9 protein-coding genes and 1 pseudogene are annotated in these 12,689 nt (G+C 70.9%); 7 read left to right on the top strand and 3 right to left on the bottom strand.

Features of this window, described 5'->3' with window-relative positions; genetic code table 11:
- From K6I34_RS15855 to K6I34_RS15825, 7 genes and pseudogenes are all read left to right on the top strand, one after another.
- Positions 1-932: pseudogene (locus K6I34_RS15855) on the top strand (M23 family peptidase); the annotation flags it as partial.
- A gap of 101 nt (positions 933-1,033) precedes the next feature.
- Positions 1,034-2,449 (top strand): transglycosylase SLT domain-containing protein, encoded by a 1,416-nt coding sequence (locus K6I34_RS15850; protein WP_229326571.1) that lies wholly within the window; start codon positions 1,034-1,036, stop codon positions 2,447-2,449.
- Positions 2,450-2,535: 86 nt separating this feature from the next.
- A complete protein-coding gene (locus tag K6I34_RS15845) occupies positions 2,536-4,566 on the top strand; it encodes a family 43 glycosylhydrolase (RefSeq protein ID WP_229326569.1) in 2,031 nt (676 codons plus the stop codon).
- 15 nt (positions 4,567-4,581) lie between these two features.
- On the top strand, positions 4,582-6,285 hold the full coding sequence (locus K6I34_RS15840) for a class I adenylate-forming enzyme family protein (RefSeq protein ID WP_229326567.1): 1,704 nt from the start codon (positions 4,582-4,584) through the stop codon (positions 6,283-6,285).
- Complete coding sequence (locus K6I34_RS15835) at positions 6,282-7,025, top strand: tRNA-dependent cyclodipeptide synthase (RefSeq protein WP_229326559.1); 744 nt, start codon at positions 6,282-6,284, stop codon at positions 7,023-7,025. Before K6I34_RS15840 ends, K6I34_RS15835 begins: the two co-directional genes overlap by 4 nt.
- 65 nt (positions 7,026-7,090) lie before the next feature.
- Complete coding sequence (locus K6I34_RS15830; protein WP_229326551.1) at positions 7,091-7,915, top strand: PP2C family protein-serine/threonine phosphatase; 825 nt, start codon at positions 7,091-7,093, stop codon at positions 7,913-7,915.
- On the top strand, positions 7,912-8,889 hold the full coding sequence (locus K6I34_RS15825) for an MASE1 domain-containing protein (RefSeq protein ID WP_229326549.1): 978 nt from the start codon (positions 7,912-7,914) through the stop codon (positions 8,887-8,889). The genes K6I34_RS15830 and K6I34_RS15825 overlap by 4 nt, the downstream gene beginning before the upstream one ends.
- A gap of 45 nt (positions 8,890-8,934) precedes the next feature.
- Here K6I34_RS15825 and K6I34_RS15820 read toward each other — a convergent pair whose 3' ends face one another.
- From K6I34_RS15820 to K6I34_RS15810, 3 genes are all read right to left on the bottom strand, one after another.
- Positions 8,935-10,503: a serine/threonine-protein kinase gene (locus K6I34_RS15820; protein ID WP_229326547.1), complete on the bottom strand. Its 1,569-nt coding sequence runs from the start codon at positions 10,501-10,503 to the stop codon at positions 8,935-8,937.
- Positions 10,500-12,167, bottom strand: coding sequence for a serine/threonine-protein kinase (locus K6I34_RS15815; protein WP_229326545.1), 1,668 nt, complete (start codon positions 12,165-12,167; stop codon positions 10,500-10,502). The genes K6I34_RS15820 and K6I34_RS15815 overlap by 4 nt, the downstream gene beginning before the upstream one ends.
- Positions 12,168-12,338: 171 nt before the next feature.
- The coding region (locus K6I34_RS15810) for a malic enzyme-like NAD(P)-binding protein (protein ID WP_308294014.1) at positions 12,339-12,689 on the bottom strand (351 nt) is incomplete at its 5' end.

The raw sequence follows: 12,689 nt of genomic DNA, 5'->3' as shown, positions 1-12,689 counted from the left end.
GCCTCGAGGTGTTCGCGGCCGGGGCGGACGGGGTGCATCACGCTTGGCAGACGCAGGTGAACGGTGCTTGGTCGGAGTGGGAGAAGCTGGGCGGCCCCGCGAACGCGCAGCTCGCGATCGCGCCGAACGCGGACGGGCGTCTGGAGGCCTTCGCTGTCAATGGCCAGATTGCCCAGCATCGTTATCAGCTGTCTCCGTCCGGTGCGTGGTCGAACTGGGAGGAATTCGGTACGGGCGGAAGCAGCGTGGCCGCCGGAGTCAACGCCGACGGTCGCATCGAGGTGTTCGCTTCAGGGCCGAAGGAGGTGTTCCACCGTTATCAGACTGCCCCCAACAGCGGTTGGTCGGGCTGGGAGCAGTCGGGCGGTGGTCCGGCCGGCAGCCGGGTGAAGATGGAGAAGTCTCCTGACGGCCGCCTTGAGGTCTTCGCGCTCAATGGAAGCACGTTCCAGCATCTGTACCAGACCGCTGTCAATGGTGGCTGGTCGCAGTGGGAGGACTTCGGTGGCGGCGGGCGCGATGTGACCGTCGACCACAATGCGGACGGGCGTCTTGAGGTGTTCGCCTCCGGGCCCGTGGGCGTCTACCACAGATATCAGACCGATCCCACCAGCTGGTCGGGCTGGGAGAAGACGGGCGGTCCCGCGAATTCCCAGCTCACCAGCACCCGCACCGCCGACGGGCGGGTGGAGGTCTTCGCCATCAACGGTGAAGTCGCCATGCACATCTGGCAGAAGGACCTCAACGCCCCGTACAGCGACTGGGACAACTTCGGCACCGGCGGGAGCGAGATCAACGCCGCCTCCAACGCCGACGGCCGCATCGAGGTCTTCGGGAGCAGCAAGGACGGGGTCCACCACAGGTGGCAGACCGGCTTCAGCACCTGGTCCCCATGGGACTGGGTCAACGGTTCCGGTCCCCCCATCACCTGACTCACCCTTCGAAGGGGCAGCAGTTGACAAGAATTCGGCGCGTCCGGCGAGGGAGAACGACTTCGCCGGTGCGACGCGCTTCCCACCGTATCGTTCTGTCGATGATCGCCTCGCTGCTCGTCGCGGCGGGCATGGTCGTCGGCGCCTCACCGGCGCAGGCCGACCCGAGCGACTTGTGTGCCCAGGTCGGCTACAAAGCGGGCTGGCGCGGCGAGGCCCTGGAACTCGCCGTCGCCGTCGCGCTGGCCGAGTCCAGCTGCAACCCGGGCGCCTCCAACACGACGAACAACACCCCTCCGTCGACCGACCGCGGGCTGTGGCAGATCAACAACTACTGGCACAAGGAGGTCGACGACACCTGCGCCTACGAGCCCCAGTGCAATGCGAACGCGGCGTACCGCATCTCCAACGGAGGCCGGAACTGGGACCCGTGGTCCACGTACGTGCAGGGCGCCCACCTGCGGCACATGGGCGAGGCGCGCGCCGCGGTGGCGCGCCTCGGGAATCCCGGCACAGGACCCGCACCGTTGGTGTATCCGGCGAAGTCGGGCCGGGTGGTGTCGGCGAAGTCGGCCGATGGCCGCCTCGAGGTGTTCGCGGCCGGGGCGGACGGGGTGCATCACGCTTGGCAGACGCAGGTGAACGGTGCTTGGTCGGAGTGGGAGAAGCTGGGCGGCCCCGCGAACGCGCAGCTCGCGATCGCGCCGAATGCCGACGGGCGTCTGGAGGTGTTCGCGCTCAATGGCCAGGTCGCTCAGCATCGTTATCAGCTGTCTCCGTCCGGTGCGTGGTCGAATTGGGAGGAGTTCGGTACGGGCGGAAGCAGCGTGGCCGCCGGAGTCAATGCCGATGGCCGTATCGAGGTGTTCGCCTCGGGGCCGAAGGAGGTGTTCCACCGTTATCAGACCGCTCCCAACAGCGGCTGGTCGGGCTGGGAGCAGTCGGGCGGTGGTCCGGCCGGCAGCCGGGTGAAGATGGAGAAGTCCGTCGACGGGCGTCTGGAGGTGTTCGCGCTCAACGGGAGCACGTTCCAGCATCTGTATCAGACGGCTGTCAACGGCGGCTGGTCGCAGTGGGAGACGGATTTCGGTGGCGGCGGCCATGACATGACCGTCGACCACAACGCGGACGGGCGCCTTGAGGTGTTCGCCTCCGGCCCTGTGGGTGTGTACCACCGCTATCAGACGAGCCCGACGAGTTGGTCGGGCTGGGAGAAGACGGGCGGTCCCGCGAATTCCCAGCTCACCAGCGGCCGTAGCCCCGACGGGCGGGTGGAGGTCTTCGCCATCAACGGCGATGCCGCCATGCACATCTGGCAGACGGGCCTGAACGCTCCTTACAGCGACTGGGCCACATTCGGCACCGGCGGTGCCGAGATCGCCGCGGCGACGAATGCCGATGGCCGTATCGAGGTCTTCGGGACCAATAAGGACGGGGTCCACCACAGGTGGCAGACCGGCTTCAGTACCTGGTCCGAATGGGACTGGGTCAACGGTTCCGGTCCTCCCATCACCTGACCCGATATCCGACACCCGACACCCGACACCCGCGGCCGGTCAGGGCGGCAGGGCCCGGCCGGCCGCGGCATCCCTCCGGAGGACTCATGCGTCCGATCAGCAGACGCCGCCTGCTCCAGGGCTCCGCCGTGGCGGGCGCGTTCGCACTGTCGGCTGTCCGCGGCGGCGCCGTGCCCGCCGGCGCCGCGCCGCCCCCGCCCCACCAGTGGATCGGCGCGGGGCCCTTCACGCACGTCTACGACCCGTCCACCCCCGGAAAGCGGCGTTACCTCAACGACCACACACTGATCAGGGCGTCCGACCGGTGGCACCTGTTCAGCATCGTCGGCGACGGCGCCCCGCCCGGCCAGGCCCCCGACAGCGCGGCCGAGGTCTCCTTCGCCCACGCGTCCGCCCCCGATCCGTACGGGCCGTGGACCACGCACGCCGACGCGCTGACCGTCGACCGGGCCTACTTCGGGGAAGAACACCTGTGGGCGCCGCACGTCATCGAGGCGGGCGGCACCTACTGGATGTTCTACGCGGCCGGGGGCCGGAACGGGGCCGCGATCAACCTCGCCACCTCGACCGACCTGTTCACCTGGACGCGCGTCCCGACCGGCCCGCTCTTCCGGGGGCGCGTGGCGCGCGACCCGATGGTGGTGAGGATCGCCGGGCAGTGGGTGATGTACTACACCGAACTGTCCGGCCAGGACGGCCGGCACGTGGTGGCCTTCCGGCGCTCGGACGATCTGCTGCACTGGAGCGAACCGGGAATCGCCTTCACCGACGCGTCCACCGCCACGACGCTGTCGGTCACCGAGTCGCCCTTCGTCGTCGAACGGGACGGCTGGTACTACCTGTTCATCGGGCCCCGCAACGGCTACGACGGCACCGACGTGCTCGCGTCCCGGAACCCGTTCTTCTTCGAACTCGACGGCTACGCGGGCCATGTGCCCGGCCACGCCGTCGAGGTGGTCACCGACGGCCAGGAGTGGCACGCGAGTGCCGCGGGCTGGTTCCGGCAGGGGCTGTACCTGACGCCTTTGCGGTGGCGGGACGCGCCACCGCCCTGGCAGAGCGCCGACAACCCGGTCGCCGGGCCGGACGTCGACGGCCGGCTCACCGTGTTCGCGCTGGACGCGGGTGACCGCTCGATGCTCCGGCGCGTCCAGCTCGACCCGCAGTCCGACACCTGGTCCTCCTGGGAGACGTTCGGCGGACCGGCGGGGGCGGTCCCCGCGCTCGGCCGCGGCCCCGACGGCAGACTGGAGGTGTTCTCCCTGGCCCCGGGCGGTGTCAACCTGCACCACCGGGCGCAGCGTCCGGACGGCGGCTGGTACGACTGGGAGGAGTTCGGCGGCGCGGCAGGAGCGGTCCCCGCCGTCGCCCGCAACGCCGACGGCGGGCTGGAGGTCTTCGCGCTCGGCCCGGGCGGCAGCACCATCGCCCGGCGACGACAGCTCTCGCCCGGATCACCGATGTGGGACGCGTGGGACGGCGGCTTCGGCGGGCCCGCGGGCGCACCACCCGTCGTCGCCGCCAACGCCGACGGACGCCTGGAGGTCTTCGCCCTCGCGCCCGGCGGCTCCGGCATCCACCACCGGTGGCAGGAGACCCCCAACGGCCCCTGGGCACAGTGGAGCCGCTTCGGCACCGCGGCGGGCGCCGCGCCGCGCGTGGCACGTGACGGCAGCGGCAGACTCACCGTCACCGCGATGGCTCCGTCCGGCGTGGCGGCGTACTGCCGCCGCCAGAACGTGCCGAGCGGGGGCTGGGGGGACTGGCAGCCGATGTCCGGCTGGACGGTCGCGTCCCCGGCGCTCGCGCCCAACGCCGACGGCACGCTCGAAGCCTTCGCCCTGTCGCCCGGAGGGGACCGGCTCGACCACCGGTGGCAGACCGCACCCGGCGGCGGCTGGGACCCCGGTGACGTCTTCGGCGAGCCCGGCGTCCGGCTCGCCGCCATGCCCACGGCAGCGGTCGACGCCACCGGGCGGATGCACGTCTTCGCCGTCACCACGGACGGCCGGATACGTTCCCGGACGCAGGACCGGCCCAGTGGCGGCTGGCGCCCGTGGACCGCGTTCGGTGATCGCGCGGTCGTGGTCTTGCCGTCGGGCAGTCCCGCATATTGAGTTGACCCTCGTGCAGTGAGGCGTCCCGCCGCTGACCGACCGGCTCAACCGAAGGAAGCAGGGAAGCGCATGCGAATAACCCATTTATGGAAGTCCAGTTTGGGCAGCCTCTTCGACCGCAGGGCGGAAACAGGAAAGCCGATGCTTTTCCGCCTCGGCCGGCCGCTGGACATCGATCCGGCGGCCCGGACCATCCTCGACATCGAAGCGATCGCCCAGTGCGTGAGGGACACCGCAGGGGCACTGCACGCGGCGGGAGTCGGTCCCGGGGACCGGTTCGCCGTGTACAAGGACAACCACTTCGACTGTCTGCTGCTCGCCGCCGCCGGAATCAGGATCGGCGCCGTTCCCGTGATGCTGTCGGGACTGCTGCCCCATGACTCGGTGCGGCCGCTTCTGCAGCGTGTCGAACCGAAGCTGCTGGTCAGCACCCAACGCCTCCTGACAGGCAAAGGGAGTGACGGAAAACCGCTCACCTCGTTCGCGGAGCGGACGCTGTACCTCGGCGGAAGCGGCGGAAGCGGCGGAGACGACGGGAGCGACGGAAGCACACCGGACGCGATGGCCTTCGCGGAGCTCTACGGAAGCACCGATCCGGCCCCCGTGCCGCGCGGTGACGACGAGTTGATGATGCTCACCCACACGTCGGGTACCACGGGCGTTCCGAAGCTCATCATGTACACCCCGGCCACACTCCAGGGCCGGATGGCCAGGCTGGAATGCCGCCACCTGCCGCCGGTCACCATACGGCGCAACGACACGGTGGCGATGTTCACGCCGTACGTCCACGCCCGCGCGTTCACCTGGATCTATTCCGTACTGACCCTGTCTCCCGCCAAGGTCCTCCTGATGAGCGACAGCGACCCCGAGGTCGTCGGCCCGCTGTTCCGGCGGCACCGGCCCACCGTGATCGAGGGGCTGCCGATCGACTTCTCGCATATGGAGGAACTCGCCGCGGACCCCCGACAGGGCGCGTTCTCCTCGGTGCGCATGTTCATCGGCAACTTCGACGCCGTGCACTGGTCGACGATCCGTACGTTCCTGAACGCCTCCCGCCACCGCTTTCCCGTCTGGCGGGAGGGATACGGCCAGTCCGAGACCGGCGGAATGGGGATGACGTTCATCACGCGCCCCACGGCGAACAAGCCGCGGGACCAGTACGCGGGCCCTCGCAAGGTGGGTCGGCCGATGCCGGGATTCGTCCAGCTCAAGGTGGTGGACCCGGGCACCTTCAGGCCGGTGCCGAACGGCCGGCCGGGATTGGTGCTCGCACGCACGAAGGCGCGGTGCGTCGGGTACTACCGCGAACCCGAACGCTGGAACGAGAAAGCCGTGGGGGAGTGGTGGAACACCGGTGACATCGGTATCAAGACCAGGACCGGAAGCCTCAAGCTGCTCGACCGCGAGGTCAACTACACCCCGGGCGTGAGCCGCATCGAGCAGGAGGACGTGATCGTCGACCACCTGCCCGCACGGCACGACGTGGCCTTGCTGCCGGTGCCCGACGGCCCGCCGATACCGATCGTCGCCACGCCGGACGGTCAACTGGACAGGGAACACTGGAGAAAGGCGATACGCGGACTGCCCGAGCTGGCCGAGCCGATCGTGATCGACTTCAAGGACATGCCCCGCACCGGAACCGGAAAAATCATCCGGGAGGAACTCCGCCGGCGCTATCTGGACGGCGTCGAGAACCCCGGCACCGGACGGTGGACATGACGACGGCATGTGGAAGCGTGGTCGACGGAATGGGCAGCCCGGGGTGCGGGCGAGGGCTTTTCACCGTCGGATCCTTCACCGTCGAACCCTTCACAGAGGCCTGCCGTCCGGTCTGGGAGCGGCGTCAGCACGTGGTCTTCGGGATCAGCCCCGGTAACAGCTACTTCCACGTCGCACGGCTGACCGAACTCCTCGGCTGGCTCTGTGCCGAGTTCGCCCGCGTCGATGTCGTCATTCCGGATTCGGCGCTGGAACACACCTACCGGGCCCTCGGCTACGACCCCCAGCGCGCGGCGAAAAAGGCACGCGGCGAGATCAACGTCCTGTGCAACCGCGTCGCGCGGGCCTGGGAGAGCGGGGGAGGGCCCAGGCCGACCGACGGTCTCCACCGAATGTCGGAGCTGGAATCCAACGACGTCTATCGCGAAAAACTCGCGGAGTGCGAGCGGGCGCTGGACGAGGACAGCGCCCTGTGGGACACCTGCGCGGACATGAGCAGAGAGGTCCTCGCCGCCCGGGGGTACGACGGGCCGCTCACCGTCGAGCGCATCGAACGGGCCATGCGCTACCTGGTCGCCGAACTCCCCTTCTTCCTGGCGTCGGCCGATATCTTCGGCGCCCCGTCGTCGCTGAACTTCTACCACCGGCCCCTTCCGCTGGCGGAACTCGTCTTCGCCGGGAAATCCCTGCTCCAGGCCTCGCCGCGACAGGCGTACGCCACCATTCGGCCCACTCGTTGAGGGGCTCGGACTGTCAGGTGGATTAATTGTGACATAATTGAGCAAATCGTCACTTCGGAGTCGCTATGCGCTGGCGCCGCACCGCCCCGCAGCCCAGGACGCCGGAGCCCCTGGGAACGCTGAGGCGGCTCGTCGGTGATGTGGACAAGCAGATCGACCTCCAGATGCCACGGATCGAGCTTGCTGCGGCGCTGCAACGTGACATGCTCCCCCCGCGCCTGCCGGACGTGCCCGGCCTGCGGATCGCGGCCAGGTACGCCCCCGCACGGGACGGCCTGGCCGTCGGCGGTGACTGGTACGACGCCTTCCTCATGCCGGACGGCTCCGTCGCGCTCGCCATCGGTGACGTACAGGGCCATGGCGTGGACTCGATCGCCTTCATGGGGCAGGTGCGCACCGGGCTGCGGGCCATCGCCACCGTCACCACCGACCCGGGGAAAATACTCGGCAGCGCCAACGACCTGTTCATCTCGATGGACTGCGATCTCTTCGCGACCTGCTGTTTCCTCCGCCTGGAGGCACGGATCGGCGAGCTGGCCGGGGTCCGCGCGGGTCACCCTCCGGTGGTGTGGGCCACCGTCGGCGGCCGTTCCGGCACCGCCCTCGACGAGGGCGGCCTGCCCCTGGGCATACAACCCCATGAGCGCTATCCGGTGACCCGGCGGCGGCTGACGGAGCCGGGGGCCTTCGTCCTGCTCACCGACGGGGTGGTGGAGGGGCCGTCCTTCCCCGTGGAGGAGGGCCTGGCACGGGTGGCCCGGATCGTCACCGCCCATGCCGACGCCGACCCGGACGTCCTGGCCGCCGAAGTGATCAAAGTGGCCGACCTGACGGGGCACAGCGACGACGCCGCCGTCCTCGCGGTCCACTATGACGGCATGGCCGGATGAGCACCCCGACGCACAGCGCGGGGTTTCGCCGCCACGGCGCCACAGCCCTGCAGTGCCTGGCTGTCGCCGCCCTGTGCTACGGGACCGGCAGGCTCGGTGTGCTGACGCAGATGGTGAGCCTCCGGGTCACCCCGGTGTGGCCACCGGTCGGCGTCGCCCTGGCTGGCCTGCTTCTGTTCGGCCTGCGGGTCTGGCCCGGGGTCCTGCTCGGCGCGTTCCTGAACAGCCTGTCGCGCTGGCCATGGGGCCCTGTCCTCCTGCTCGCCCCCCTCGGCGACACGCTCTCCGTCATCTGCTCGTACACGCTCCTGCGCCGAGTGGGCTTCCGCCGGGAACTGGACCGGCTGCGGGATCCGCTCGCGCTGCTCCTCCTCGGCGTCGTCGGGACGCTCATCAGCGCGACCGTGGGCGTTGGCACGCTGCTGCTGGCAGACGTCCTGCGCGGAAGCTTCTGGTCGACGTGGTCGGTGTGGCTGGCGGGCGACACGATGGGCGTCCTGCTGGTCACGCCGTTCCTGCTCGTCGCGGCCTCGGCCCGGCGGCCCCGGGACGTCCTGCTCTCCCGCTGGCTGGAGGGGGCGGCACTGGCACTGGCCGCCTTCCTCGTCGGGATCGTGATGGCCCGCGGGTCGTCGCTGCTCTTTCTCGGCTTCCCCCTGCTCATCTACGCCGCGTTCCGCTTCCAGCGGGCCGGGGCCGCACCGTGCGCACTGGTCGTGTCGACCTTCGTGACAGTGGCCGCGGCCCACCGGACGGGTCCGTTCAACGGCCACGACGTGTCGCGCAACATGATGACCCTCACCCTGTTCAACGGTGCCGTGTCACTGACCGCGCTGCTGCTCGCGGCGGCGATCACCGAGCGGAACCGGACCCAGGAAGAGATCACGGCGCTCTGCGCGCGGCTGTCCGGCGTGGTGACCAAGCTCGAAGGGGACGAGAACGGCCACCGGCTTCCGCCGCGGGACGGACCGTAGCCGGCGGGCCCGGCCGTCGGCGCCACCGGGCGACGCCCGGAGCGGTCAGTTCGCGAGCGGCGGCATGGCGGCCAGCGCGGCCTTGGCGAGATCCCGGGCCTCCGCCTCGCACGACGGGTGCCTGGTGGCGTCCAGGTAGGCCCGTATCACCAGGTTGCCGTCACGGACATTGAGCTGGCAACGCTTCTCGTCGCTCTTGTAGGTCATCCAGTACGCCTCGTCGCCGAGACCGGGACCGGTCGCGTCCCGCCCGCTCTTCGCACTGTCGGCGAAGTCCTTCCGTGTGACGGCTGTGCCGTTCTTGCCGGGGGTCGAGCGGTGCACCTCCCAGGAGACGACCGCTTCGGGATAGAAGTTCCAGCCGTCGGGCTGGGGCTGGTCCTTGTCGTACCAGGAGCACTCGGTCTTCGCCGTGGCGTCCTGATCCTCCCTCGCGACGTCCTTGTCCTTCCTCCGCTCCTCCCGCAGCGGGAGCTTGGGCACGGCCTCGTCGCACACCGGCATCGTCACGTACTTGTCCGGCAGTCCGCCGCCGTCGCCGTCACCGCGCGACAACAGGTACGCGCCCACGCCGATCCCCGCCGCGAGCACGGCCCCCGCCGTCACCCATGTCACGGTGCGCCGGCTGCGGGGCGCCGGGGCGGCGGGAGTGTCGTACGTGGTGAGCACGGCCGTACGCGGGGCGGCGGCGCCCGCGCCCCGCAGGATCGTGGTGCGCTCCGGGCCGCCGTCGAGCAGGCCCGCGACCCGGGACCGCTGCTCGTCGACCATCCGCTGCACCGCGGGCGGCCACGGCCGGGGCGCGGGAGCCACCGGGCCCAGGAGGGCGAGCAGTTCGGCAGGGGCGGGGCGTTCGGCCGGGTTCTTGGCCAGGCAGCGGGCGACGATCCCGTACAGGGACCCGGGCACACCGCTCAGATCGGGCTCGGTGTGCACGACGTTGTAGAGCGTCTGGAGGGTGGAAGGGCCCGTGAAGGGGCTGCGGCCGGTCGCCGCCATGACGAGGACCGAGCCGAGCGAGAAGATGTCGCTCGCCCCGGTCAGTTCCCGGCTCTGCGCCTGCTCGGGCGACATGAACGGCGGCGAGCCGACCACCCAGCCGGTGCCGGTGAGCTCGGTGGCGTCCCCGGTCTCCGCCGCGCGGGCGATGCCGAAGTCGATGACCCGTGCCCCGTCCTCGGCGAGCAGCACGTTCTCGGGCTTGAGGTCACGGTGGACGAGACCGGCCCGGTGGATCTCGTGCAAGGCCGTCGCCAGGCCCACCGCCAGGCGGTGCAGGGCGGGCTCCGGCAGCGCGCCCGTGCGCTCCACGGCCGCGCCCAGTGAGGGTCCGGCCACGAAGGCCGAGGCGAGCCAGGGCAGTTCGGCGTCCGCGTCGGCGTCGAGGACGGCCGCCGTGTACGCGCCGGACACCTTCCGTGAGGCCTCCACCTCCCGCCGGAAGCGGGCCCGGAAGCCGTCGTCGGCCGCGTGCCGGGCGTGCACCAGCTTCACCGCCGCCGGCCTGCCGTCCGGCGCGACGCCGAGCAGGACGCGGCCCATGCCACCCCGGCCGAGCTCGGTGAGGAGGATGTACGGCCCGGCCTTCTCGGGTATCGGGTGCGACGCGCTCACAGGGCGGCCACCGCAGCCGTGCTCTGGCGGGCCATGTCCTTGGCGAGGGCCTCGCACGGGCCGCCCTTCGGATAGTGGACGCCCTTGATCTCGATGTACATGTACAGGTTGACGTCCCGCGCGTACAGCACGCAGTTGCCCGGGTCGGGGTCCTGCAGCCACATGCCTTCCTCCACGCCGGGGATTCCGGAGTCGCGAGGGGTCTTCCTCTGCATGAAGAGGCCCTCGTAGTGCTTCTTGGCCAGCTCGGCCCCGGTGGGCCCGCCCGGGCGGGAGGGGAAGAGATCCAGGGTGATGTCGATCGAGTCGCCGGAGCGGTCGCTCCAGAAGCAGGCCATCTGCGGATGCGTGTGCCCGTCGCCGTCCTTCTGCTGCCACACCTGATCGGGGAAGTTGCCGCTGGGTCTGCCGAAACCGGCCGGGGGCTTGAAGCTGCCGGCGGCCTGCACGCACGTCGGGACCGTCTTGGCGTACTTGTCCGTCACCTGCGCGAGCGGGGTCGAGCCGGGGGTCGGCACGGGTTCCGGGAAGAACGTGCCGTACACGTTGTCCGGACCGATCATCAGGACCGCGACCGCCGTGGTCACGAGCGTCACGGCCGTCACGACCGCGGTGACCAGCCGCCAGGGGGTGCCGAGCCACTTGGGAAGCCGCGTTGCCGCCGGGGCGGGCGAGGAGACGACGGTGGGCGTGGGCACGACGACGGGCGGGGACGGCGGAACGGGCGGATACGCGGGAGCGGGCGGGGACATGAAGTCGGCCCCGGCCCCGGTCCCGGCCCCGGCCGTGAGCCGCGCCGCCCATGAGCGGCGCTCCGTGATCCGCTCGTACACCGTCCCCGGCCATGGGCGCGCGGCCGGGGCGAGCGGGCCGATCAGGGCGAGGAGTTGACCGGGGGTCGGCCGCGCGGCCGGGTCCTTGGCCAGGCACGGCTCGATGATCCGGCGCAGCCCGGGCGGTACGGGGCCCAGGTCGGGGAGGTCGTGCGCGACGGCGTGCATGAGCGCGAGCGGCGAGTCCCCGGCGAACGGGCTCCGGCCCGTGGCGGCCGTGGCGAGGGTGACGCCGAGGGAGAACACGTCGCTCGCCGGGCCCGGCTGCTCGCCGTGGACCTGCTCGGGCGACATGAACGCGGGCGAGCCGATGACCGCGCCGGTGTGGGTCAGCTTCGTCTGGTGGTCGGCCGCGCGGGCGATCCCGAAGTCGACGACCCGTACGCCGTCCTCGGTCAGGAGCACGTTCGACGGCTTGAGGTCGCGGTGCACGAGTCCGGCCCGGTGGATGTCCTCCAGGGCCTGGGCGAGGCCGGCGGCGAGCAGCCGTACCGCCTCCTCGGGCAGCGCCCCGCCCGCGTCCAGCGCCTCGCTCAGCGAGGGCCCGGGGAGGAAGAGGGAAGCGAGCCACGGCGTCGGCGCGTCCGGGTCGGCGTCGACGACCGGCGCGGTGTACGCCCCGGAGACCCGCCGTGACGCGTCCACCTCCCGCCGGAACCGTGACCGGAACCCGGGATCGTCCGCCAGGTCGGCGTGCACCCGTTTGACGGCCACGAGCCGTCCGTCCGGCGCCACCCCGAGCAGCACCTGTCCCATGCCGCCCTGCCCGAGCACCCCGACCGTCCGGAACGGTCCCACGTGCGTCGGGCCGTCGGCCCCCAGTATTCGCATGCCGAATCCGTCCTCCCCGTGAATGCGGGGGGATCTTACTCAGATCGCGCCGTACCCGGTGAGTTCGAGGGGGTGGTCGTGGCGGCGATGTGCCCGGAGAGTGGGCATACGAGGGGATTTATCGTGCGAGCGGGCCCGCTTCCGGAGAAGGCAGGGCCCGCCCACGCGGGTTCAGCGGTCGTCGCCGAGCGCCAGCGCGGCCCGCTTCACCGCCGAGGCCACGGCCTCGGTCGCCCGGGCGTTGAAGACGCTGGGGATGATGTAGTTGGCGTTGAGTTCGTCCTCGGTGACGACGCCCGCGAGGGCGCTGGCGGCGGCCAGCATCATCTCGGTGTTGACGGTGCGTGACTGGGCGTCGAGCAGGCCGCGGAAGACGCCGGGGAAGACCAGGACGTTGTTGATCTGGTTGGGGAAGTCCGAGCGGCCGGTGGCGACCACGGCAGCCGTCTGGCGGGCGATGGCGGGGTCGACCTCGGGGTCGGGGTTGGCCAGCGCGAAGACGATCGCGCCCTCGGCCATCGC

The organism is Streptomyces sp. UNOC14_S4 (assembly GCF_020740835.1).
Lineage (GTDB): Bacteria > Actinomycetota > Actinomycetes > Streptomycetales > Streptomycetaceae > Streptomyces.
Note: the sequence above shows the minus strand (reverse complement) of the source record. Positions and strands in the feature narration are given on the sequence as shown.

What these genes read in the sequence shown, in the direction of transcription:
- K6I34_RS15850 (WP_229326571.1), top strand. Translation starts at nt 1,034, where the DNA reads ATGATCGCCTCGCTGCTCGTCGCGGCGGGCATGGTCGTCGGCGCCTCA.
- K6I34_RS15845 (WP_229326569.1), top strand. Translation starts at nt 2,536, where the DNA reads ATGCGTCCGATCAGCAGACGCCGCCTGCTCCAGGGCTCCGCCGTGGCG.
- K6I34_RS15835 (WP_229326559.1), top strand. Translation starts at nt 6,282, where the DNA reads ATGACGACGGCATGTGGAAGCGTGGTCGACGGAATGGGCAGCCCGGGG.
- K6I34_RS15830 (WP_229326551.1), top strand. Translation starts at nt 7,091, where the DNA reads ATGCGCTGGCGCCGCACCGCCCCGCAGCCCAGGACGCCGGAGCCCCTG.
- K6I34_RS15825 (WP_229326549.1), top strand. Translation starts at nt 7,912, where the DNA reads ATGAGCACCCCGACGCACAGCGCGGGGTTTCGCCGCCACGGCGCCACA.
- K6I34_RS15815 (WP_229326545.1), bottom strand. Translation starts at nt 12,167, where the DNA reads ATGCGAATACTGGGGGCCGACGGCCCGACGCACGTGGGACCGTTCCGG.